The organism is Nocardia lasii (assembly GCF_042658545.1).
GTDB classification, from domain to species: Bacteria; Actinomycetota; Actinomycetes; order Mycobacteriales; family Mycobacteriaceae; genus Nocardia; species Nocardia lasii.
The window spans coordinates 409,357-432,211 of the sequence record NZ_JBHSQN010000001.1; the positions used below are offsets into that span (position 1 = coordinate 409,357).

The 22,855-nt window shown below is 69.7% G+C and carries 23 protein-coding genes; 10 read left to right on the forward strand and 13 right to left on the reverse strand.

Translation table 11 applies throughout. The features are described 5' to 3' along the window. Positions 1-44: 44 nt before the first annotated feature. Positions 45-410, forward strand: coding sequence for a type II toxin-antitoxin system Phd/YefM family antitoxin (locus ACFP3H_RS01810; RefSeq protein WP_378598493.1), 366 nt, complete (start codon positions 45-47; stop codon positions 408-410). Next, positions 407-688, forward strand: a complete 282-nt coding sequence (locus ACFP3H_RS01815) for a type II toxin-antitoxin system RelE family toxin (RefSeq protein WP_378598496.1) — start codon at positions 407-409, stop codon at positions 686-688. Before ACFP3H_RS01810 ends, ACFP3H_RS01815 begins: the two co-directional genes overlap by 4 nt. Positions 689-758: 70 nt before the next feature. On the opposite strand, the gene ACFP3H_RS01820 is transcribed toward ACFP3H_RS01815, so the two are convergent. The 3 genes from ACFP3H_RS01820 to ACFP3H_RS01830 form a co-directional block, all read right to left on the reverse strand. Next, complete coding sequence (locus ACFP3H_RS01820; RefSeq protein ID WP_378598499.1) at positions 759-1,334, reverse strand: dihydrofolate reductase family protein; 576 nt, start codon at positions 1,332-1,334, stop codon at positions 759-761. 96 nt (positions 1,335-1,430) lie between these two features. After that, the gene (locus ACFP3H_RS01825) at positions 1,431-1,598 is read right to left on the reverse strand and encodes a DUF4236 domain-containing protein (protein WP_082843603.1); all 168 of its coding nucleotides are present in this window, start codon (positions 1,596-1,598) and stop codon (positions 1,431-1,433) included. 64 nt (positions 1,599-1,662) lie between these two features. Beyond that, positions 1,663-2,457 (reverse strand): helix-turn-helix transcriptional regulator, encoded by a 795-nt coding sequence (locus ACFP3H_RS01830; protein ID WP_378598502.1) that lies wholly within the window; start codon positions 2,455-2,457, stop codon positions 1,663-1,665. A 452-nt stretch (positions 2,458-2,909) separates the two neighbouring features. Here ACFP3H_RS01830 and ACFP3H_RS01835 point away from each other — a divergent pair, with 452 nt between their 5' ends. Beyond that, a complete protein-coding gene (locus tag ACFP3H_RS01835) occupies positions 2,910-3,896 on the forward strand; it encodes an adenylate/guanylate cyclase domain-containing protein (protein ID WP_378598505.1) in 987 nt (328 codons plus the stop codon). A 34-nt stretch (positions 3,897-3,930) separates the two neighbouring features. Continuing rightward, complete coding sequence (locus ACFP3H_RS01840; protein WP_378598508.1) at positions 3,931-4,698, forward strand: RluA family pseudouridine synthase; 768 nt, start codon at positions 3,931-3,933, stop codon at positions 4,696-4,698. A gap of 22 nt (positions 4,699-4,720) precedes the next feature. On the opposite strand, the gene ACFP3H_RS01845 is transcribed toward ACFP3H_RS01840, so the two are convergent. After that, positions 4,721-5,230 carry a DUF4333 domain-containing protein gene (locus ACFP3H_RS01845; RefSeq protein WP_378598510.1) on the reverse strand — a complete coding sequence of 170 codons (510 nt, stop codon included), beginning with the start codon at positions 5,228-5,230 and terminating at the stop codon, positions 4,721-4,723. Between the two features lie 284 nt (positions 5,231-5,514). Here ACFP3H_RS01845 and ACFP3H_RS01850 point away from each other — a divergent pair, with 284 nt between their 5' ends. Next, positions 5,515-6,294, forward strand: coding sequence for a metallophosphoesterase (locus ACFP3H_RS01850; protein WP_378598513.1), 780 nt, complete (start codon positions 5,515-5,517; stop codon positions 6,292-6,294). Here the strand turns inward: ACFP3H_RS01850 and ACFP3H_RS01855 are convergent. Continuing rightward, the gene (locus ACFP3H_RS01855; RefSeq protein ID WP_378598516.1) at positions 6,236-6,796 is read right to left on the reverse strand and encodes an ester cyclase; all 561 of its coding nucleotides are present in this window, start codon (positions 6,794-6,796) and stop codon (positions 6,236-6,238) included. The genes ACFP3H_RS01850 and ACFP3H_RS01855 overlap by 59 nt on opposite strands. Next, a complete protein-coding gene (locus ACFP3H_RS01860) occupies positions 6,786-7,529 on the reverse strand; it encodes a PIG-L deacetylase family protein (protein ID WP_378598518.1) in 744 nt (247 codons plus the stop codon). The genes ACFP3H_RS01855 and ACFP3H_RS01860 overlap by 11 nt, the downstream gene beginning before the upstream one ends. Positions 7,530-7,625: 96 nt before the next feature. Here ACFP3H_RS01860 and ACFP3H_RS01865 point away from each other — a divergent pair, with 96 nt between their 5' ends. After that, the gene (locus ACFP3H_RS01865; RefSeq protein WP_378598521.1) at positions 7,626-8,804 is read left to right on the forward strand and encodes an acyl-CoA dehydrogenase family protein; all 1,179 of its coding nucleotides are present in this window, start codon (positions 7,626-7,628) and stop codon (positions 8,802-8,804) included. Between the two features lie 142 nt (positions 8,805-8,946). Here ACFP3H_RS01865 and ACFP3H_RS01870 read toward each other — a convergent pair whose 3' ends face one another. Continuing rightward, positions 8,947-11,979: an ATP-binding protein gene (locus ACFP3H_RS01870; protein ID WP_378598524.1), complete on the reverse strand. Its 3,033-nt coding sequence runs from the start codon at positions 11,977-11,979 to the stop codon at positions 8,947-8,949. Between the two features lie 375 nt (positions 11,980-12,354). Here ACFP3H_RS01870 and ACFP3H_RS01875 point away from each other — a divergent pair, with 375 nt between their 5' ends. The 3 genes from ACFP3H_RS01875 to ACFP3H_RS01885 all read left to right on the forward strand — a co-directional run bounded on the left by ACFP3H_RS01875 (position 12,355) and on the right by ACFP3H_RS01885 (position 16,026). Further along, a complete protein-coding gene (locus ACFP3H_RS01875) occupies positions 12,355-14,484 on the forward strand; it encodes an ATP-binding cassette domain-containing protein (RefSeq protein ID WP_378598527.1) in 2,130 nt (709 codons plus the stop codon). Next, positions 14,481-15,221 (forward strand): energy-coupling factor transporter transmembrane component T family protein, encoded by a 741-nt coding sequence (locus tag ACFP3H_RS01880; protein ID WP_378598530.1) that lies wholly within the window; start codon positions 14,481-14,483, stop codon positions 15,219-15,221. Before ACFP3H_RS01875 ends, ACFP3H_RS01880 begins: the two co-directional genes overlap by 4 nt. A 154-nt stretch (positions 15,222-15,375) precedes the next feature. Further along, positions 15,376-16,026, forward strand: coding sequence for a DUF8020 domain-containing protein (locus tag ACFP3H_RS01885; protein WP_378598533.1), 651 nt, complete (start codon positions 15,376-15,378; stop codon positions 16,024-16,026). A 53-nt stretch (positions 16,027-16,079) separates the two neighbouring features. On the opposite strand, the gene ACFP3H_RS01890 is transcribed toward ACFP3H_RS01885, so the two are convergent. From ACFP3H_RS01890 to ACFP3H_RS01910, 5 genes are all read right to left on the reverse strand, one after another. Next, positions 16,080-16,259 (reverse strand): antitoxin, encoded by a 180-nt coding sequence (locus ACFP3H_RS01890; protein WP_378598536.1) that lies wholly within the window; start codon positions 16,257-16,259, stop codon positions 16,080-16,082. 75 nt (positions 16,260-16,334) lie between these two features. Continuing rightward, on the reverse strand, positions 16,335-18,590 hold the full coding sequence (locus ACFP3H_RS01895; protein ID WP_378598539.1) for an ATP-dependent DNA ligase: 2,256 nt from the start codon (positions 18,588-18,590) through the stop codon (positions 16,335-16,337). Positions 18,591-18,638: 48 nt separating this feature from the next. Further along, a complete protein-coding gene (locus ACFP3H_RS01900; protein ID WP_378598543.1) occupies positions 18,639-18,893 on the reverse strand; it encodes an antitoxin in 255 nt (84 codons plus the stop codon). Positions 18,894-18,920: 27 nt separating this feature from the next. Continuing rightward, the gene (locus ACFP3H_RS01905) at positions 18,921-20,054 is read right to left on the reverse strand and encodes an MBL fold metallo-hydrolase (RefSeq protein ID WP_378598545.1); all 1,134 of its coding nucleotides are present in this window, start codon (positions 20,052-20,054) and stop codon (positions 18,921-18,923) included. Continuing rightward, positions 20,054-20,782 carry an enoyl-CoA hydratase gene (locus ACFP3H_RS01910; RefSeq protein WP_378598548.1) on the reverse strand — a complete coding sequence of 243 codons (729 nt, stop codon included), beginning with the start codon at positions 20,780-20,782 and terminating at the stop codon, positions 20,054-20,056. The genes ACFP3H_RS01905 and ACFP3H_RS01910 overlap by 1 nt, the downstream gene beginning before the upstream one ends. 90 nt (positions 20,783-20,872) lie before the next feature. Between ACFP3H_RS01910 and ACFP3H_RS01915 the strand changes: the two genes are divergently transcribed. Continuing rightward, on the forward strand, positions 20,873-22,012 hold the full coding sequence (locus ACFP3H_RS01915; protein WP_378598551.1) for a flavin-containing monooxygenase: 1,140 nt from the start codon (positions 20,873-20,875) through the stop codon (positions 22,010-22,012). Here the strand turns inward: ACFP3H_RS01915 and ACFP3H_RS01920 are convergent. Then, positions 21,993-22,847, reverse strand: a complete 855-nt coding sequence (locus ACFP3H_RS01920; protein ID WP_378598554.1) for an aldo/keto reductase — start codon at positions 22,845-22,847, stop codon at positions 21,993-21,995. The genes ACFP3H_RS01915 and ACFP3H_RS01920 overlap by 20 nt on opposite strands. Positions 22,848-22,855: the final 8 nt, after the last annotated feature.

Here is a 22,855-nt window from a genome sequence, read left to right on the forward strand (position 1 = left end):
GGGGTCGACAGCTCGACGTGGTGCGGTCGCCGAGCGAGGATGCGATGCCGGTGCCGCCGGTCGACACAGCGGTCGAACCGGTCTTAATTAAGGTCTCAATTCTGACCTACTGGTACCATGGCCTCATGGAGATCATCCCCATCACCGAAGCCAAGGCACGCATCGCCGAGCTCGCCGACCGTGTCGCGCGCGAGCACGATCACTTCACCATCACGCGCAACGGCCGAGCCGACGTGATGCTGATTTCGGTGGCGGAATACGAGTCGATGCAGGAGACCCTGGACATCCTCAGCGACAGTGACACGATGTCGGACCTGCGTCAGTCGCGGGAGGACTTCGCCGCCGGTGACACCTTCGACGCCGACGAGGTCAGGGCCGAGCTGGAGAAGCGTCGCCGCGGTGCGGCGTGAGCGCCGCACCGGAGCCCTACACCGTGGTGCTGTCCGCGCAGGCTCGTCGTAACCTGCACGAGAACCTGCCCGCGGACGTCGCGTTCGCCGCGATGGAAACCATCACCGGCCCGATCGCCACCAATCCGCACCGGGTGGGCAAGCCGCTGGACGAGCCCTTCGACGGATTCTATTCCGCCAGGCGGGGGACGTATCGCATCGTCTACCGCATCAATGCGGACAAGCACACGGTCGAAATCCACTCGGTGCGTCACCGACGAGACGCCTACCGCTCCTGACGCGCCGCACCACCCTCATCGGACGGACGGCGCGGCAGTTGCGCGAGGGCGGTGGTGTGACCGCCCTCGGTCAGCGCACGACCTCGTAGACGAGCTTGACGACACCGTTGGCATAGCTGGCCGAATCGCGCAGGCTCAGTTGCTGTTTGGGGCGGTCGGTGTGGCTGAACAGGCTCTTGCCCGCGCCCAGCAGGACCGGGAAGACGAGCAGGTTGTAGCGGTCGATGAGGTCGGCGTCGGACAGGGTGCGGGCCAGTTCGGCGCTGCCGTGGATGTAGAGGGCGCCGCCGTCGGACTGCTTGAGCTTGTCGACGTCCTCGGTCGAGCGCAGGATGGTGGTCTCGCCCCAGCCGTCGAGCAGGTCGTCGTCGGAAAGGGTCGTGGAGACAACGTATTTGGGCAGATCCTTGTAGGCGGCGTGGTCTTCGGAATCGCGCCAGATGGGGGCGAACGCCTCGTAGCTGCGGCGGCCGAACAGCAGCGCGGTGGTGTCGGCGAGTTCCTCGCCCTTGAGCGAGAACGCCTCGGGGACGAATTCGGTCTCCATCACCCAGCCGCCGCTGCGGTGACCCTCGACCGTCCCGCCGGGCGAGTCCAGCACCCCGTCGAGGGACATGAATCCGGTGTAGACGAGCTCGCGTGCCATCGCAAATCCTCCTGAGTCCGAGCGGCGAAAGTGCCTGCGGTCAGCCTAGAGACAACCGCACCGCTCGGTCTTGGACGAAACCGACACGCGCGCCGGTCAGCGTTGGCGCCAGCTCAGGGGGCCGGGCAGGTCGACGCTGTTCTTACGGGTGCGCGAGTTCCACGACCACGGCCCGATCTTGATGCCCCAGGAGGACAGACCCGCCTGGGTGAAGTTGAACTTCAGCGGTCCGAAGGATTTGCGCTGACGGAATTTGATGGGCATGAGCAGCCTTCCTGATCGCCACCAGAATAGCCGATTCGCCTCGGGCCCACCGGATTCGAGAAGCTCAGTGGGCGCCGACCAGTTCGCGTTCGCGCAGGGCGTCGGCGGTGGCCGAATCCGGGTGCGCGGTGTAGACGACCAGCGTCTGATCCTGGTCGCCGAGCAGATCCATGGTCTCGTAGGCGAATTCGAGTCGGCCCAGGGCGGCGTGCTCGATCGACCGGGTGCCGTGCGGGTCGGCGATGTCGGGCAAGGACCACAGACGGTGGAACACCGGGTTCTCGGCGGTGAGTTCGTCGACGAGGGCGGTGAGGCGGCGATCGCGCGGGTGGCGCGACAGTTGGCGGCGCAGGTAGGCGGCGGTCTGGGTGGCGACGGGCTCCCAGTCGGGATAGAAGATGCCCGCGGCCGGGTCGAGAACGGTGAAGCGGGCCAGATTGCAGTCGGGCGCGAAGCCGAACACCTTGGCGCCCAAGGCATTCCAGGCGAGCACCTCCATGTGGCGGCCGAGCACGAAAGCGGGGGTGGCGATGGAATCGAGCAGCGCGCGGGTGCCGGGGCGGATCGCGGGGGCGTAGGCGGGGTCGGTGGGACGGACCAGCAGGTAGAGGTGCTCGCGTTCGGGGGCGTCCAGGCGCAGGGCGCGGGCCACGGCGTCGAGCACCGAATCGGGGAAGTCCGCCCCGAGTCCCCGCTCCAAACGGGTGTAGATGTCGACGCTCATTCCGGCCAGTCGCGCCACCTCCTCGCGGCGTAATCCGACCATCCGGCGGCGACCGTAGTCCGTCAGTCCGACGGTCGCGGGGTGGATGCGGGCACGCCGGGTACGCAGGAACTCGCCGAGAGCGGGTGACGACATGGCAGCCAGCGTAGAAGGTGGGGGCGCGATCGTTGACATCGCGTGGGTGTTGGCCGGGTGGACGCCAGGCGTCGGGCCGCGGAACGGCGGGTGCGCCTACCGCACGGCGCCGCGACGCAGCTGCTCGATCACCGCGGTGACGCTCAGTTCCGCGTGCCCGGCGGCCACCGCGCGACCCAGCAGCTCGTGCATCGGCGCGTGCCAGGACAGGTCGACTCCTGTCCTGCGTTTGTCCTTCCCGCTCGAGTGTCGGTTCGGCCCCGACGGCGGGCAAGTACGCACTTTCGTCGTCGGTTCCGCACCGGCGGGTAAGTGACCAGGTGGTGGTTACCAGCGTCGGCGGGGCTGTGCCAGGTGTCACCGGGGCGGAAGTGGCGCGCGGATTTATGAACAGTGCCAATGCGGGGACGAGGATGCCCGGCGCCGGGGCGGGGCAGTCGTAGAGTCGGGGTATGTCAGACCCCGAGATGACCGAGTTGTTGCAGCGCAGTCTCGAGGAGGCGCTGCTCGGTGGGCCGCGCCGGTACACGCGCACGCAGGTCGCCGAGCAGTCGGGAGTGCCCGCGGCGGAGTCGCGGCGGCTGTGGACCGCGCTCGGGTTCCCGGCCAATGACGACGAGTCGGTGGACTTCACCCAGACCGACATCACCTCGGTCACCAACTTCCGCAGCATGAAGGTCGTGGCCGCCTCCGATATCCGCCAGCAGGCGGCGGCGGCGCGCACGATCGGGCAGGGAATGGCGCGGCTGGCCGAATGGCAGGCCGACCTGGTGTTGGCCGAGATCAAGGCGCGCGCCTCGGCGGCCGATCCGGCGATTCCGCTGGCCGAGCGGGTCACGGCCGCGACGGAGTCGACGCTGGCCAGCATCGAACAGGTGCAGTCCTATGTGTGGCGACGGCATCTGGCGGCGGCGGCCGCGCGGTCGGTCGAGGCGGCCGGCGAGGGTTCGACGCGCACGCTGGCGGTGGGGTTCGCGGACATGGTCGGGTTCACCCGGCTCACCCGGCACCTGCACCCCGACGAATTGTCCACGCTGCTGGAGGCTTTCGAGTCGACCACCACCGCGGCCATCACCGACAACGGCGGGTGGGTGATCAAGAACGTGGGCGACGAGGTGATGTTCGCGGCCGAGACCGCCGAGACCGCCGCCCGCATCGCGCTGGCCATCCAGGAATCGACCATGCTCGTGGGCGGCACGCCCGAACTGCGGGTGGCCTTCGCCTACGGCGAGGTGCTGCAACGCTTCGGCGACCTCTACGGCTCGGTGGTCAATATCGCGGCCCGGCTCACCGGCGTCGCCCGACCGGGCAATGTGCTGATCGACGACGCGGCCGCCGACGCCCTCGACGGCAATTCCGACTTCGCCATCCGACACCTGCGCAGCGTCCGCGTTCGCGGTTTCAACCGGCTGCGCCCGCACCGTCTGCGGCACGCGTGAGCGGGGGCGCGACACCATTACCTAGGGTGTTGTAGTGGACTTGGATTGGCGCGGCGTGCGCGAGAACTACACCGTGTTCGCCGACGACGCGGTGCTGGCGCTGAACAAGCCGTCCGGGATCTCGGTGACCGGCGAGCGACACGACACCGACCTGGTGGAGCTCGCCCTGGCCGCGGGCACCCAGTTGTATCCGGTGCACCGGATCGACAAGGTGACCTCGGGGCTGGTGCTGCTGGCCACCGATCTGGCCGCGCACGGCCCGCTGACCAGGCAGTTCAACAACCAGACCGCCCGCAAGACGTACCTGGCGATCGTGGCGGGCGCCGACCTGCCCGACCGGGGCGTGCTCGACCTACCGCTGAGCGTGGGCCGCAAGAACCGGGTGCGGATCGCGGCGCCGCGCGAGGCGATCCAGCGCGACGGCGACCGGTGGTTCGTCGCCGAGAACGACCTGCTGCCCGCGAAGAACTACCCCTCGCGCACCGAGTTCGTGACCGTCGCCCGCCGGGGCGATCAGGCGCTGCTCGCCTTACATCCGGTGACCGGGCGACGGCATCAGATCCGCGTGCAGCTGGCCTGGATCGGCCACCCGATCCTGGGCGACCCGCTGTTCGACCGCACCGGCACGCTGCCGCGCACCCACCTGCACTCCTGGCGGCTCGGCCTCGACGCCGCCTGGCTGACGCCCCCGGTCCTGGACCTCGACGCCACGCCCGGCCCCGACTTCTGGGCGCCGCTGACCGACGATCCGGCCGAGCAGGCCGAACTTCTGCACACCGCCGCACAGCTGTCGAAGGTCTGATCCGACAGCTGTGCGCGGCGGGCTACTCCTGCACGAGGCGCCAGTCGCTGCCGCCCTCGTTGCGGGCGGTCACCTCGATCGTCGCCTCGGTGCCCTGCGGATCGAGGGCGGTGCAGGTGAACGCGGTGCCGACCTCGACGACTTTCAGGCCCTGCCCGCAGTCCACCGTCACCGGGAAACCGACCTGGTCGGTGACATCGGTGTTCAGGCCGTTCGCGGTCGCGGCGAGGTCGAAGACGACATCGCGGGTCGTGAACTTCACGCCACCCTCGTCGTTCTCGGCGACGACGTCCACGCGCACGTCGTTGCCGTCGAGGTCGGCGACGCAGACGAAGGTGTCGCCCTTCTTCGGCTTACCGGAGGGCTCTTGGCATTCGACCGAGGTGACCTTGCGTGACATCGACGCGTAGGCGGTGTCCAACTCGGTCGCGATGTTCTTCTCCAGCTTGTCGTAGTCGGGTCCACCGACCGAGAACGACGCGGAACAGCCGAACAGCGCGAACGACAGCGGAATCGACAAGGCGCTCAGCACAACCCGAGTCCGGGGGCGGCGCACAACAGAGGTTTTGGGCACATAGAGCACGCTACGCAGAATCGAGCGTGGAACCTATAGGTACTTTTGCTCATCCACACCTACGGTGAACCGGCGGCGTTTTCGGATATGAACGCTGACACAGACCATCGGATGGGTTTTCGCCCGTGGTGCGACTCATGAAGACGAATAAGCGCAGGTCATCTAGCCTGGAGAGGTGCCGATGAGTCATCCCGGCGCACTCTGACGCAACGGAGCGATCCCAGAGAAGAAAGCGACTGCCGATGATCCTGGCGGCTCAGCTCAGCGATACCCACTTCGACCTCAGCGCACGCAACACCGAACGGGTGGAGGCGGTGATGGGCTATCTGGCGGACCTGCCACGGCGGCCCGACGTCATCCTCGTCACCGGCGACATCACCGATTCCGGCACACCGGAGCAGTACGCGCAGGCCCGCACGGCTCTGCGCGCCGACATTCCCGTGTATCTGCTGCCCGGAAATCACGACGACCGCGCCAACTTCCGCACCGACCTGCTCGGGGTGCCCGCCGCGACGACCCCGATCAACAGCGTCCACCGGGTAGGCGCGCTGACCGTGATCCTGCTCGACTCGAGCGTGCCCGGCGAACCGGCGGGCCTGCTCGGCGAGGACACCTTCGACTGGCTGCTCGCGGCCCTGGCCGACGCGCCCGCCGACGGACCCGTCCTGATCGCGCTGCACCATCCGCCGAAACCGCTGTTCAGTCCCGTGGTCGATGTGATCGCACTGGCCGATCCCGGCCGGTTGGCCGCCGTAGTCTCCGCGGATCCGCGCGTGATCGGCGTGCTCACCGGCCACGCCCACTCCCCCGTCGCGACGACCTTCGCGGGCAAACCGATGATCACCTGCCCCAGCACCGCCTCGGTACTCGGGGGCGCGTGGGAGGTCGCGCCGCCGCACCGGGTGATGGACTACGCGCCCGATCCCGCGATCGCCCTGCACGTGATCGACGAGAGCTTCTCGCTCACAACGCATTTCCGAACCGTGGCCATGGGTGGGTGGCTGGCCGAACCGCCTGCCTGAGCCGTTCGGTCAGCGGGACCAGGTGGCGCGCGTGGGATTTCGCGGGTCGGATCGGGAGATCGTTGGGGGCCGAGCCCAGTTCGCCGCGATCCACGGTGCGTTCGATGATCAGGCCGTCGGCCAGGCGGAACCAGTAGGTGTGCGCGACGGTGAAGCGGGCGCCGCTGCCGGGGATGGTGTGTTTCGGGGAGCCGTTCGCGTCGTAGAGGACCAGGTCGTTGGTGTGGGTGCCGCGCATCGCGGCGTGCACCACGACCTGGTTCTCGTCGGCGACGAGGCGGTGCACGGTCCAGTCGAGGTCGGTGAAGGTGGCGCGCAGCCAGCGTGAGGTCGCGTACACGGCGACCGGGCCGCGGGTGCGGCATTCGGGTGGGACGTAGGGGCCCGCGTTGTTGTCGGCCTGCGGGTGGAACACGGCGGTGAAGTCGGCCGGGGTGCCGTGGCTGAGCAGTTTCACCGCGAGGATGCCGAGGGTGCGCGCGCGGTGCAGGTCAGCAACCATGTCCGGCCACCACGGATTCGCGTAAGTCGCCGGCGGGGACGAAGCACTCGTCGGCGACCAGGTCGTGCAGGAGTCGTTCGTCGATCGCGGCGGTGAGGGCGCCGGTCTGGGTGGGCATCGCGCGCAGGGCGGCGACCTTGCGATCGAGGTCCGGGCCCGCGAGAACGTGGTTGAGGGGGATCTCGGCGGCGGGCACGCCGACCGGGCGCAGCGGACTCATGTACATGTTCCACTCCTCGTAGAGGGGCATGAAGCGGGCCAGTTTCTCGGCCGAGGGGACCGCGTAGAGCAGGCGGCCGGGGCGGTTCGCGGCGTGCCAGGCCCTGGTGATCCAGCGGTGCACGGCGATGTGGTCGAGGTGGAAGGTCATGCCCTCGGGTCCGAAGGTGAGGATGGTGTCGGGTTTGACCTCGTCGAGAAGGTCTGCGGCCCAGGCATTTCCGGCGAGGTCGTGCAGGGGGAACTCACCGTCGGGGAAGTCGTCCACGCGGTGCTCGGTGACGCCGAGGACCGCCATCGCCGCGGCGGCCTCCCAGCGGCGGACCCGGCCGAGCCGCTGCGGGGGCCAGGTCACGGCGTCATCGGTGCCCATCTCGCCGGCCGAGGCGGTGACGCAGACGACGCGCTGGCCGTTGTCGCGGGCGGCGGCCATGATCCCGGCTGCGAGGTAGGTCTCGTCGTCGGGATGGGCCCACACCGACAGGATCGTGCCAAGTTCTTCGATTGCGATCATGGGCTCCAGCCTGCGCCGATGCCCTGTCAGCGGGCTGTCGAGCGCGTGACAGGTCGCGACAGCGCGCTGACAGCCCGTCGGCGAACAGTGGCTCCCATGACTCAGACCATCAGCGACACCCGCACCATCCCGACCGACATGCTCGAACGATTCCGGGCTCGGGCCGGGGCCCACGACCGCGACAACACCTACTTCGCCGACGACCTCGCCGAGCTGCGCGGCATCGGCTACCTCGCCGCCGCCGTCCCCGTCGAACTCGGCGGCTGGGGCCTTGACCTGGCCCAACTGGCCGCGAGCCAGCGCCGCCTGGCCGCCTACGCGCCCGCCACCGCGCTGGCCATGTCGATGCACTCCTACTGGGTCGGCATCGCCAATGAGATGGCACGCGCCGGCGACCACTCGCTCGACTGGATCTACACCGAGGCGCTCGCCGGTGAGGTGTTCGCGGCCGGACACGCCGAGCCGGGCAACGACATTCCGGTGCTGCTGTCGACCTGCCAGGCGCGGCGGGTCGACGGTGGGTATCGGCTCACCGGACGCAAGCAGTTCGGGTCCAACGGGCCCGCGTGGAAGTGGTTGGGGGCGCACTCGATCGACGTCGAGGCCGAGGGCGGGCCGCGGATCGTGCACGCGTTCGTGCGGCGCGGGTCCGAGGGGGTGACCGTGGTGGAGAACTGGGACACGCTCGGCATGCGGCCGACGCAGAGCCACGACACCCAGCTCAGCGAGGTCTTCGTGCCCGACAACCGCATCGGGTGCGTGATGCCCGCGGGCAATCCCGAACACCCGTTCCTGGTCGGGATGACGATGTGGCCGCTGGCGCTGATCGGCGCGGTGTATCTCGGAATCGCCGATCGCGCACTGGAATTGGCGGTGCAGAACGCGCGCCGCAAGACGTCGATGGCGATCGAACGTGGCGCCTACGCCTACAACCCGTTCGTCCAGCACCAGATCGCCTCGATGTACCTCGAACTCGACGCGGCCGACGCGGTGCTGACCACGTTCACCGCCGACTGGGTCCGCGGGGCCGACCACGGGGCCGACTGGGCGCCGAAGGTGTACTCGATGAAGTGGCGGGCGGTGGAGACGGCCAAGCGGGTGGTCGATATCGCGCTGGATGTGGTGGGCGGGGCGGGGATGTTCTCCGGGAACGAACTGGAGCGGCTGTACCGCGATGTGCGGTGCGGTGGGTTCCATCCGGGGAACGACGCGCTGACGCACGAGATGGTCGGTAAGGCGGTGCTCGGGATTCTGGGCGAGCAGCCGCGCTGGTGAATTCGGGCCCGAGGTAGGCGTCGGCACTCGATCCGGCGGGCGCCGGCGGATTCAGGTCCGTGGGCGCAGGTCGAATCGGTCTGCGGGCCAAGCGGATCAGGTCCGTGGGCGCAGGTCGAATCAGTCTGCGGGCCGAGCGAATTCAGGTCCGTGGGTTCAGGGCCTCGAGGGTGTAAGCGAGCAGGGCATCGTCGTGGAGGGTTGCTCCGCGGCGGTGCGCCTGCTCGAACTCGTTGTCGCCCAGGGCTGTTCGGAGGCGGTCGGAGAGTTGGTCGAGGACTTCGAGGTCGGAGCCGAGGGGTTGGTCGGTGGTGGCGGCGCGGATGGCGCCGTCGAGGACCGCGGCCTGTTCGGGGCGGTCGAGTTGGTCGAGCAGCAGGGCGATGGAGCGCAGCATCACCCACTGGGTGGACCACATGCCCGCGCGCTGCCAGCCACGGATCAGGGCCGGATAGGCGGCCGCGGCCTCGGTGGAGCGGCCGGATCGCACGTCGAGGGAGGCGCGCGAGGCGCCCGCGACGCCGGCGACGAAGGTGGTGCCGGTGGCTTCGGCCATGCGGATCGCCCGGTCCAACAGGTCACAGGCGCCCGCCTCGTCGACGCCGAGCACGGCCTCGCCCGCGCAGTACAGCGCGTAGGCGGCGAACGGGGAGGTGACCGCGTCGGTATCGGCGACCAGCTCGGCCGAGCGACGCCCCACGGTCGGGTCCCCGGCGTAGCCGAGCAGCATGACCCAGGTCGCCAGGTCCATGCTCGGGGACGGCCGATCCGGCAGAACGGCGGCGCGGCGGTACCACTCGGCGGACTCGTCGAAACGGCCGGAGAACAGGTCGCACACGCCGTTGGCGCTGTAGACCTGGTGGGGCGGGTCGGCGCAGACGGCCAGGGCGCGCCGGGCACGCTCGTGGGCGCCGGGCAGGTCACCGACCATCCAGCGGGCGTAGGCGGCCGCGGCCAGCAGGCCCGCGATGGCGTAGCTGGTGGAGGCAGGGTCGCTGGGGCCAGAGCTGGTAGCGGCAGGGTCGGCAGCAGCGGAGTGGGTCGCGGCGGGGTTGGTGGCCGTGTGGCCGGTGGTCGTGTGGCCGGTCGCGGCAGGGTTGACAGCGGCAGGGTTGGTGGCCGTGTGGCCGGTCGCGGCGGGGTTCGCAGCGGCAGCATCGGCGGCGGCGGGGTTGGCAGCGGCAGGGTTGGCGGCTGTGTGGCCGGTGGTCGTGTGGCTGGTCGTGGTGGTGGAGTAGGCCGTGAGGACCGGTTCGGCCCAGCCGAGGATGTCGGGGCGTAGGCGGAGTAGGCCGTAGTCCAGCAGGGCGGTGACGAGGCGGGCGGCCGCGGCGAGGTCGTCGTGGTCGAGCAGCCAGTGCAGGGCACGCTGGAGTTCGATGATCGACTCGTCGATGCGCGCGATCGCGGTGGCCGACCGGGCGAGTTCAGCGCTGACGCTGTCCACCCAGTCGACGAAATAGTGGGCGTGGCGGGTGCGGGCGCGGTCGTCGGTGGTGGCGCGTTCGGTGCGGCCGAAGGTGCGCAGGGTTTCGAGCAGGGCGTAGCGGCGGCCGGGGGCGCGCAGGACCAGGGAGCGTTCGGTGAGTTCGGTCAGGCGGTCGGCGGTCGCGGCGCGGTCGGTGGCGCAGACGGCGGCCGCGGCGGCGAGGTCGAAGGGACCGGAGAAGACGGACAGGTTCGTGAAGGTCTCACGCAGGGGCTTGTCGAGCAGATCGACCGACCAGGCCACGGCCGCGGCGAGGGAGCCGTGGCGGGTGGTGGTGCGGTAACCGGCGGAGAGGAAGTCGAATTGGCGGTCAAGGCCAAGGGCGATCTCGTCCACGTCGTGGGAGTACATCCGCGCGGCGGCGAGTTCGATGGCCAGCGGCAGGCCGTCGAGGCGGGTGACGATGGCGCGGACCTGGTCGAGCGCAGTGGTGTCGAGGTCGAGTTCGCCGGTGACCGAGGCGGCGCGTTCGAGGAACAGTTCGACCGCGTTGCCCGCCGCCAACGGGGGGACCCGGCGGACCTGTTCGCCCGCCACGCGCAGGCGTTCGCGGCTGGTGGCGATCACGCGCAGGCGCGGGCATCGGGTCAGCAGCAGGTCGACCAGGGCCGCCACCGGTTCGAGGACGTGTTCGCAATTGTCCAGCAGGAGCAGGATTTCCGCGTTGCCGACGACCCCGGCGATGCGGTCGGCGAGCGGGATGCCGGGGCGCACGTCGATGGCGAGGGCGGCGGCGACCGTGGCGAGGGCGCCGTCGGCGTCGGTGCCCGCGAGTTCGCACCAGACCACGCGGGTGTCGGTGTGGCGTCGGCCGAGTTCGAGCAGCATGCGGGTTTTGCCCACGCCGCCCGGACCGACCAGGGTGAGCAGGCGGGCGTCGGGCAGGAGGGTCTCGGCGTCGGCGAGCAGGTCGGCGCGGCCGAGGATCGGGGTGACGGGTTGCGGAAGGGGTTGGGGCGCCGCGGTTCCGGTGTCGCCGGCGAGTAGTTGTCGGTAGCGCTGCTGGAGGGGTTCGGAGGGTTCGGTGCCGAGTTCGTCGGCGAGCAGGCGGCGGAATTCGTCGTAGACGCGCAGGGCGTCGGCGGGTCGGCCGGTGGCGACCAGGGCATCGATCAGCAAGGCGCGCGGGTGTTCTCGCAGGGGATGTTCGTCGACGACGGCCCGCAGCTCGGCGGCCAGGCCGTCGGTGCGCCCCTCGGCGAGCCGCCTGCTCGCCTCCGACTCCCGCGCCCTGACCCGAAGTTCTTCCAGCCGAACCGATTCCGCGCGCGCCTGATCCACCATGTCGAGTTCGGGATAGGCGGGTCCCACCCAGCGCGCCACGAGGTCGGCCGCCGACCCACCGCTGTCGAGAATCAGCGCCAACTCGTCGGCATCGACCACCACCCGATCCGGATCCAGCCGATACCCCTCCCCCGCCGACTCGATCACCCCCGGCAACACCCGCCGCAACCGCGACATGTGACTGTGCAGCGCCGCCCCCGGATTGTTCGGCCCACCCTCCGGCCACAACAACTCGATCGCCGCGTCCACCGTCACCACCGCCCCCCGCCGCAACACCAGCAGCGCGAGCAACCGCCGCGGCAACACCCCACTCGGCGTCACCTCACCCCCATCGAGCCCCCACACCCGCAACGGCCCGAGCACCACACACCGATACCGCTCGAACCGGGCTCCCACGTGCACCGACCAATCCTACGACCCACCCCACCTGGACGGTTGATCACCACGCTCTGGTGGCGCAATCCACCGACAACCCCGACCACCAGAGCGTGGTGATCTTGAAACGACGCTCGCCGCCGGCGTGGGCGCACCCAGCGGACAGCACTCCCGGGCGGTTGATCACCACGCTCTCCGCCGAGACTCCGGACCACCACGGCGTGGTGATCTCGAACGCGCCACGCGGCCGACCCCGGGGCACCCTTGGACGGTTGATCACCACGCTCTGGTGGCGCTGTCTGCCGGGAAATCCGGTCACCAGGGCGTGGTGATCTTGAAATGGGGGTGGGTGGGGGGTCGGAGGGGGCAGCTTCTGGGGAGTGGGGCTGGCAGACTGGACGCGTGAGAGACTCCCCGGTCGGTCAAGCACGCGGTTCCCTGCGCCCGATCGAGTTGGCCAGTGGTGCGGTGATGGCGGGGTTGACGGTGGGGCTCATCACCGTGGGGTCGCTGGTGCCGATGGCCGCGGCGTTGCAGTTGGTGGCGGCGGTGCCGTTGGGGTTGCTGGCGCAGCGGTACCGGTTCCGGGCGCTGGTCACGGCGACCATCGCGGCGACGCTGGTCACGTTCGTGGCGGCGGGGATGATGCCGGCGATCGGGGTGATGGGCGCGGCGACGATGGCGGGGATCATCGGCACGGTGAAACGCCGCGGTGGCGGGTTCCCGGCGGTGCTGGCGCTCGGGGTGGTCGCGGGGCTCGGGTGGGCGGTGTTCTCGGTGGGGATGCTGCTGCTGTTCGCGAACACGCGGGAACTGTTCTTCAAGGCGTTCCGCAATACCGCCGAGGGCATCGAGGACCTGGCCGGACGGGTGTCGGTTCTCGCGCCGCTCGGGCGCGGGGCCAAGGACCTCGTCGAGGTGTTCCTGCAGTGGTGGTGGCTCTACATCGGCGTCACGGTGGCGTTCGGTGTGCTGGTCAGCACGGTGATCTCGTGGTTCGTGCTGGGCGCGGTGCTGGACCGGTTGGCGTGGCTGCCCGGTAGTGATCGGCTCGACGCGCCGGTCGACGATCGACCGGTCGGGCCGCTGCCGGTGTCGCTGCACGGGGTCGGGTACCGGTACGAGGGCGCGCAGACCGACGCGCTGGCCGGCATCGATCTGACGATCCACCCCGGCGAGTTCGTGGCGGTCGTCGGGCACAACGGGTCGGGCAAATCGACCTTGACGCGGGTGCTGGCCGGACGGCCGCCGACGGCCGGTGTGGTGGATCGACCGGGCTCGGCGGGACTCGGGGCGATCGGCGGGACCGCGCTGGTGCTGCAACGGCCGGAGAGCCAGACCCTCGGCGTGTCGGTGGCCGACGATGTGGTGTGGGGACTCTCCGCCGAATCGGCCGCCGAGGTCGATGTCGACGGCCTGCTCGCCGAAGTCGGACTGGCCGAGATGGGTGGGCGCGAAACCGCCACGCTCTCGGGTGGCCAGCAGCAGCGACTCGCCGTGGCGGCGGCACTGGCCCGGCGTCCGGCGCTGCTCATCGCCGACGAGGCCACCTCGATGATCGACCCGGACGGCCGCCGCGAACTCGTGGCCCTGCTCGCGGAACTCCCGCGCAGGCACGGCACCGCGGTGGTCCTGGTGACCCACCACGAAGCCGACGCCGTGGCCGCCGACCGGGTGATCCACCTGGCCCATGGCCGCATGGTCGACCACCTCGCGAGCTGGCCGCACCCGGTGCGCGACCAGCGTCGTGCCCCGATGGGCGAACCGGTCCTCGAACTCCACGACGTGCGCCACACCTACAACCGCGGCACGCCGTGGGAAGCGCCCGCCCTGCACGGCGTCGACCTGTCGGTGCGGCGCGGGGAGGCGCTGCTGATCGTCGGCGGCAACGGGTCCGGCAAGTCGACCCTGGCCTGGATCATCGCCGGGCTGATCGCCCCGAGTTCGGGTCGTTGCGAACTGCGCGGCACGGCGGTCGACAAGCAGGTCGGCGATGTGGCCCTGGCCTTCCAGCACTCGCGATTGCAGTTGCAGAAGCAGACCGTCGGCGCCGAGATCTCCGACTGGGGCGGTCGCGCGACCGGGTCGGGCGCGGTGGGACAGGCGCTGGACGCGGTGGGTCTGGACCGTCGCCTCGCCGCGCGTTCGGTGGAGGAACTCAGCGGTGGGCAGGCCAAGCGGGTCGTGCTCGCCGCGATGGTGGCGAGTCGACCGCAGGTGGTGGTGCTCGACGAACCGCTCGCGGGCCTGGACCCGCAGGGGCGCGCGGAGATCGTGGAACTGCTTGCCCGCCTTCGCGATTCCGGTCTGACGCTGATCATCATCTCCCACGATGTCGCCGAGATGGCGATGGTCTGCGACCGCACCGTGCACCTCGACGCGGGCGTGGTGGTCTCGGCCGACGGCCATCCGGTCCCCCGCACCGAACCCGCACCGGGCAAGACGCCCTTCGCGGCGGGCCTGCCGCTGGGCCGCCGCGGCGACGAGGGCGCGACCGCCCACACCAGCGCACCGAAAGGCACGACCCCATGAGCACAGTGCTGCTGCGTGAAGTCCCGGTCGACAGCGTCGTGCACCGCCTGTGGGCGGGCACCAAGATGATCGCCGCGTTCGCGATCAGCCTGCTGCTGATGTTTTTGCCGTCCTGGCCGGTGCTCGGCGTGATCATCGCGTTCCTCGTGCTGATCTTCGTGGTGGCCAAGCTGCCGGTCGGGGCGCTGCCGCGGCTGCCGTGGTGGTTCTGGGGTTTGGTCGTGCTCGGCGGGCTGATCAACGCGCCGATCGGCGGCAAGGCCGTGCTGTCCTACGTGCAGGTGTTCGTGTTCGGGATGGTGCTGGTGGCCGCCTCGTTCCTGATCGCGTTCACCACGCCGATGGGCGAGATCGCGCCCGCGCTGGCGAAACTCGGTGCGCCGCTGCGCAAATTGCGCCTGCCGGTCGACGAGTGGGCGGTGGTGGTCGCGTTGACGCTGCGCGGGCTGCCGCTGCTGTTCGACGAGATCCGGGTGCTGCGGGCCGCGCGCAAACTGCGCCCGAAGGACAAACTGCTGCACCGCGCCGCCGACAACCCGCTCATCGACATCCTCACCGCGTGCATGGCGGTGTCCTCGCGCCGGGCGGGCGAACTCGGCGAGGCGATCACCGCGCGCGGCGGAACCGGCATGCTCACCGCGCATCCGAGCGCACCGCACCGTCGCGACGCGGTCGCGCTCCTGGTGGTCGGGGTCGTCTGCGCGGGCGCGATCGGGCTGAACGCCGCTCTCGGCTGAAACACAATCCCCCGATTTCATTGTCTGGCAACCCCATAGCCGACTATGGTTCGTCTCGATCGAGTTAGGCAGCTTCACGCGCCGTCGCGAGATTCTTCGGGGGACCTCACAGTCACGGCGCTCGTTTGGGCAAGTCACACCTGATGAAATCCAGATGGGAATCGTTCATATGATCATCCGCACACTCGCCGCGGCCACCATTGCGGTGCTCGCGGCAGCGCTCGTGGGAGCCGGGACCGCAGGCGCCGATCCGGTGCCGCCGAACATCGAGTACCGCACCGAGGTCGTCGGCAACACCCTGGTCACCACCCTGACCCACGGCTCCTTCCTCCGCACCGCCGACGGCGTCGACATCCGCGACGAATCCGGCGCCACCCTGGTCTCGCTGCCGCTCTCGGTGCGCGACGGGACCTTCGAATACCCCCTGCCGCACAAGCTTCGCGAGGACGGTCGCGTCCTGGAGCTGACCGCGGTCAAGGATGTCGCCGCGGCGATCCCCAACGCGACCCCGGTGGCCTCCCCCGCCGAGAACTACGCGGCGCAGAACAACTTCGCGTCGAGCTTCGGGCTGGCTACCGCGGTGGGCAGCTTCATCGGCATGGGCCTCGGCGCGGTGATCGGCATGATCGTCGGCGGCGTGATCATTCCCGGTGTCGGCATCCTGCCGGGTCTCATCACCGGTGCCAGCGTGGGCGGGATCATCGGCACCATCGTCGTCGGTGGACCGACCCTGGTCATCGCGGGCTTCGACCTGATCAACACCTGGAACGCACCGCCCGGCACCACCCAGTGGGCAACCAAATAGCCCACACCACACCCTGTTTCGGCGGGCCGGTGGCGGCCGGCCCGCCGAACGCGTCAGGCCTTGTCGCGCAGCGCGTTCTTGGCCGCGTCCTGGGCGGTATCCACCTGGCCGGTGAACTTGCCGCCGGTCTTGGCGTCGACCACGTCACCGGCCTTGTCGATGACAGTGTCGACCTTGTCCGCATGCTGGGCGGCCATGTCCATCGCCTTGCCCGCCAGGTTCTTGAAATCCACCGCGCACTCCTCGTTCGAATAGAAACCGGTCCAACGCGATTACCCTAGCAACACTCCAGCTTTCGCGGGAGACCATCATCGCGCCAGGCCGTCCCAGACCGGATGCCACAGCCGTCCGGTGTCGGTCCACGCCTGGAAACGGACAGTGCCCGCGAGCTTCGGGATGACCCACTGCGCGTCCTGGCGTTCGTCGGCGGTCATCTCGTTGCCGAACGGAGAAGTCTTGCGGCGCAACCCTTCCAGTTCCTCGGCGATCCGCCGGGACTGCTCGTAGCCGAAGCCGGTGCCGACGCGGCCCACATAGATCAGGCCCTCCTCGTGCGGTATGCCGAGCAGCAGGGACTTGAACGGGCGCTTGTCGCTGCGCCGCCAGCCGCCGACCAGCACCTCCCGCGAACGCCAGTTGCGCTGCTTGAGCCAGGTCTTGGAACGTTTACCCGGCTGATAGACCGAGTCGAGGCGCTTGGCGACGATCCCCTCCTGGCCCTGCTCGCGGCTGAGTTCCATCGCGGCGGTGCCGGGACCGTCCAGCAGCGGGGAGACGTTCAGCGACGGCGCCAGCTTGCCGAGGGCCTCGAGCACAGCGCGACGGTCGGTGTATTTCTTGCGCAGCAGCGAGGTGCCGTCGAGGTAGAGCACATCGAAGGCGACGAAGCGAGCGCGGGCCGAATCCGCTTGCAACGCTGAGATATCCGAGAGTCCGTCGTCGTCGAGCACGACCGCCTCACCGTCGAGGACCACCCGGTGGCCGGCCAGTTCCTCGCCGAGGGCGGCCAGGCGCGGGTAGCGGGCGGTAACGGTGTTGCCCGCGCGACTGCGGACCGTGACTGTGCCGCCGTCGATTTCGACGATCACCCGGAAACCGTCCCACTTGGTCTCGAACGCCCAGTCCGCGGCGTTCAGCGAGTCGACCTCGCCCGCGGTGGCCAGCATGGGGGACAGTCCGCGCGGAAATCCCTTGTCCTCCGCGCGTTCTCGACGATGCTGGTCGCGCATGTAGTGCATCAACCACTGGTCGCCCTTGGTGCGGATGAAGGCGTAGCGGCCGTGCACACGCTCGCCGTCGAGTTCGACGATCACCTCGTCGTCGCGCCACTTCTCGGTGACATAGGTGCCCGAATCCCAGATCGTCATCTCCCCCGCGCCGTACTCACCGCGTGGGATCGTGCCGTGGAAGTGCAGGTACTCGAGGGGATGGTCCTCGGTGCGCACGGCGAGGCGGTTGTGTTTCGGCTCGGTGGGCGGGCCCTTGGGGACGGCCCAGGAGGCCAGCACGCCGTCGTGTTCGAGGCGCACGTCCCAGTGCAGGCGGCGGGCGTGGTGCTCCTGGATGACGAAGCGGTCGCCGGGGCCGGGTTCGGGGGTGGCCTCGGGGACGGGTTCGGGGGTGCGCCGCGGGTCGCGCATGCTGCGGTACTTGGTCAGCGAATCGGGGCGCGGCGCGGTGGGCAGGGGTGGGTCGAGGTCGGCCAGGAGGTCGCCGTCGGCTTTCCAGCGAGCCAGTACCTCGTCGAATCGCAACTGGCGCAGGGTATCCGCGGCTTCGATCTCGGCCCAGGTGCGGGGGGCGGCGGCATTGGGTTCGTCGCGACCGCGCAGGGAGTAGGGGGCGATGGTGGTCTTGGCGGCGTTGTTCTGACTCCAGTCCAGGAAGACCTTGCCCGGACGCGCCGACTTCGCCATCGTCGCGGTCACCAGATCCGGGTGCAGCGCTTCGAGATTGGTGGCGACCTGTTTGGCGACGGTGGACGCGCCGCGCGAACTCACCGGGCGGTCCAGCGGCACGTAGACGTGAATGCCCTTGCTACCACTGGTCACCGGGAAGGCTCGCATGCCGATATCGGCGACGAGATCGCGCACGGCCAACGCCACCCGCGCGCATTCGGCCAGTCCGGCGCCGGGCCCGGGGTCGAGATCGAACACGATCCTGGTGGCGGGCCCGCGCTCGGAACCCTCGAAACGCCACTGCGGCACATGGATTTCCAGCGCGGCCTGCTGACCCAGCCACGCCATCCCGGCCTCGGAATCGATCAGCGGATACACGACCCGGCGGCTGGAATGCTCGATCGCGGCGCGGTGAATCCACGCGGGCGCGTGCTCGGGGAGGTTCTTCTCGAAGAAATCGGAGTGATCCACTCCGTTGGGCCACCGTTTCCTGGTGACCGGGCGGCCCGCCAGATGGGGCAGCGCGGCATCGGTGATCGCCGAGTAGTAGGCGATCACCTCGCCTTTGGTCGTGCCGGTGTGCGGGTACAGGACCTTGTCGAGGTTGCTGAGCTCAACCTCGATGTCCGGTTCACCCGGTGCGCCCCGAAATTCCCGACGGACCATCGACGCGATCCGGCGGCGGGGACCGTTACCCGGTCCCCGCGCACCGCATCAGGCCTTGGGTCCCGGCGGGGTCGGTGCGGGGCCGCCGGTGGCGGGGCCGGTGGTGCCCGGTCCTGCCTGCGGGGGCACGACCTTCTTGGCCGCGTCCTTGCCCTTCTCGATCTTGTCGGTGTACTTGCCCTTGGTCTTGTCGTCGATGAACGTGCCGGCCTTGTCGACCGCGTCATTGATCTTGTCGGCGTTCTGCTCGACCGCCTCTTTGCCCTTACCGAGCAAGCCCTTCAAGCTATCCACGAGACTCATCTGCCGATGTTCCTTTCGCGAGGAGGATCACTCCACATCTTCCCACCACGAATCCCGTGGTGGGAGGTCATTCGGAACCACCCGCTGGCCCGGCTTGGGCACCACCACCGGCGTCCCCGCCTCGGCGGCGGCCGCGACCAGCCGGTGCACGGGCTCGGACCACCGGTGGAAGGCGAGGTTGAACGTGGCCCAGTGGATCGGGACCAGCAGGCCGTAGGAGGCATCGCCCAGGCACAGGTCGGCGTGCGCGCGGACCGCTTCCTCGGGATTCATGTGCACATCGGTCCAGCGCTCGTCGTAGGCGCCGATGGGCAGCAGGGTCAGGTCGAAGGGGCCGAGCACGGCGCCCGCCTGCGCGAACGCCTTCGTGTAGCCGGTGTCGCCGCCGAAATAGACCCGCTTGGTGGGGCCGGCCAGCGCCCACGACGCCCACAGCGTGGTGTTGCGGACCAGACCGCGACCGGAGAAGTGCCTGGCCTCGGCGCAGGTGATGGTGAGGCCGCGGTCGTCGGGGCCCTTGCCGAGCGAGACCGAACCACCCCAGTCGAGTTCGATGATCCGGTACTCGGGCACACCCCAGCGCCGCAGGTGCGCGCCGATGCCGGTGGGCACGACGAACGGGGCGAGTTGGGTGCGGACCAGCGCGTCGACGGTGGGTTTGTCCAGGTGGTCGTAGTGATCGTGGGAGATGATCACCGCGTCGACCGCCGGGACGGTCTTCAGCTCGCCGGGGACGGGATGCAGGCGCGCCGGGCCCAGCGCCGCGGACGGCGACACCCGATCGCTCCACACCGGGTCGGCCAGCACGCGGTAGCCGTCGATCTCGACCAGCGCGCTCGCGTGCCCGTACCAGGTGACCGCGAGTTCGGCGGCCTGCTCGGGCACCGCGGGGGTGACCAGCGGGACCGGCTTCCCCGGCCGCCCGACGCGGCCCTGGGTGAGGCCGGACCAGATCAGCGACGGCGCGGCACCGGCGGCGAGCATGGAGCTCGGTTCGGTGTTGTGGAAACGGCCGTCGCGGTAGGAGGACTTCCCGGCGGCGGTCGGCGCGATGGCCGCCGGACCGGCGCCGATGGAGGTGGGCAGCCCCCACACCGCGCGGGCGACCCAGGCCAGACCGAGGGTGCTCGCCAGCGAACCTGCCAGTCGTGTGATGCGCATCAGCGGCCCACGAACTTCGCCGGACGCTTCTCCTGCCGAGCCAATCGGCCCTCTTTGGCGTCGTCGCTGCACCACGCGGCCTCCAGCGCGGCGGCCTGCTGCGCGGTGGCCGGATCGCCGGTGCCGTCGTCGTTGAGCATGAGCTTCATGGCCTGCAGCGACAGCGGGGCCAGGGCGGCGATCGACTTGGCCCAGTCCTGCGCGTCGGCCAGGGTGCCGAGCTTGTTGGCGAAGCCGAACGCGTAAGCGTCGGTGGCGGAGACGGATTCGGCGCCGAGCAGGATGGTGCGGGCCGGACCGCCGCCGATCAGGGCGGCCAATCGCGACACCGTCCACCGATCCACGGAGATGCCGAGCTTGGCCGCGGGCACCGCGATATAGGCGTCGGGTTCGATCACGCGCAGGTCGGAGGCCAGGGCCAACTGCACGCCCGCGCCGAGCGCGCCACCGTTGATCGCCGAGATCACCGGCACCGGAACGGATTCGATGGTGTGCAGCATGTCGAGCAGGCCGGTGAGGAACGATTCGGAATACACGCCGGACAGGTCGGCGCCCGCGCTGAAAATCGGCCCTCGGCCGGTGAGCACGATGACGCGCGCGCCATCGGCGACCGCGCCGAGTACCGCCGCGCGCAACTGGCCGACCAGGTCCTCGTTGAGCGCGTTGCGCCGCTCCTCGCGCTGTAATTCGATGGTGATCACGTCACCATCGCGGGTCACGCCGAGCATCGATCCTCCCCAGATCACCGGATTTCGTGGATGTTCCCACTCTGCCACAGGCCACTGACAACGCCAGGTAAGGCGATAGCATCGACAGCCGTGGCGCGCGGTGCGAGTTCCCCGGTGACCGATTTCGACATCCTGGTGATCGGCGCGGGCCAGGCCGGGCTCTCGGCCGCCTACCACCTGCGCCGGCTCGGCCTCGCGCCCGAACGCGACTTCCGCATCGTCGATCACGCGCCCGGACCCGGTGGCGCGTGGCAGTTCCGCTGGCCCTCACTGACATTGACGACGGTGAACCGGGTGCACGATCTGCCGGGGATGAGTTTCGCCGAGACCCTGCCGCCGGGCTCGGCGTCCGCGCGGGCGGCCACGGCGGTGCCGCACTATTACGAGCTCTACGAAAAACGTTTCGACCTGCGGGTTCAACGGCAGGTCACGGTCAAGGTGGTCTGTGATCGGACCGCCGACGGGCACAGTTGCGACGGTCGGGGCGAGGTGTTGCAGGTCGAGACCGAGGGTGCGGGGACGCTGCGGGTGCGCGGGCTGATCAACGGCACCGGCACCTGGGAACACCCGTTCGTCCCCCGCTATCCGGGCGCGGACACCTTCGCCGGACGGCAGGTGCACACCCGCGACTACCGCACGCCCGAGGAGTTCGCGGGGCAGCACGTGGTGGTCGTCGGCGGGGGTATCTCGGCGGTGCAGTTGCTCGACGAGATCTCGCAGGTGACTTCCACCACATGGGTCACCAGGTCGGCACCGCGCTGGCGGGAGACGCCGTTCGTCGAGCAGGACGGGCGCGACGCGGTGGCGCTGGTGGAGGACCGGGTGCGGCGCGGGTTGCCGCCGGGCTCGGTCGTCTCGGTGACCGGATTACCGCTGGACGAGCGATTGCGGGCCGCGCGCGAACGGGGTGCGCTGCGTCGACTACCGATGTTCGAGCGGATCGAACCGGACGGCGTGCGCTGGGCCGACGGCAGCTTCCAGGCCGCCGACGTGATCCTCTGGGCGACCGGTTTCCGCAGCGCCCTCGACCACCTGGCACCGCTGCGACTGCGCGGACCCGGCGGCGGGATCACCATGACCGGGCGGTTGGCCACCCAGGTCGCCGACGATCCGCGCGTGCACCTCATCGGCTACGGGCCCTCGGCCAGCACCATCGGCGCCAACCGGGCCGGTCGGGCCGCCGCCCGTGAACTGACCGACTACCTCGGGATCAGTCCAGCCCGGCCTTGAACACGGCCGGATCAGGGCCGACCCTGGCGCCGGACTCGAGGCGGTTGATCGCCTCCATGGCGTCGGCGTCGAGTTCGAAGGTGAACACGTCGAAGTTCTCGGCGATCCGCGAGGGCGTCACCGACTTCGGGATGACGATATTGCCCAGCTGCAGGTGCCAGCGGATGATGACCTGGGCCGGAGTGCGGTCCAGCTTCTCGGCGATGGCGACGATGGTCGGGTTGTCGAGCAGGGTGCCCTGGCCGAGCGGACTCCACGCCTCGGTCGCGATCGCGTGATTGGCGTCGTACTGGCGCAGGTCGCGCTGGGTGAGGGTGGGGTGCAGTTCGATCTGGTTGACCGCGGGCACCTCGCCCGCCTCGGCGATCAGCGTCTCGAGGTCGATGACGCGGAAGTTGGAGACGCCGATCGACCGGATCCGGCCCTGCGACTTGAGCGCCTGGAACGCGCGGAAGGTGTCGACGTAGCGGCCCGCCGAGGGCACCGGCCAGTGGATCAGATACAGATCGAGATAGTCCAGGCCCAAGCGCTTCATGCTGGCGTCGAAGGCGCGCAGGGTGGAGTCGTAGCCCTGGTCGGCGTTCCAGAGCTTGGTGGTGACGAACAGTTCGTCGCGGGGCACCCCCGATTCGCGCAGCGCGCGCCCGACGCCTTCCTCGTTGCGGTAGACCGCGGCGGTGTCGATGCTGCGGTAGCCGACCTTCAACGCCTCGGCCACCACGGAGGTGACATCGTCCTCTGGCACCTGGAACACACCGAAGCCGAGCTGCGGGATCACGTTCCCGTCATTGAGCACGATGGTGGGGACGGCGCTGCTATCACTGCGGAAGGTCACCCTTCCGA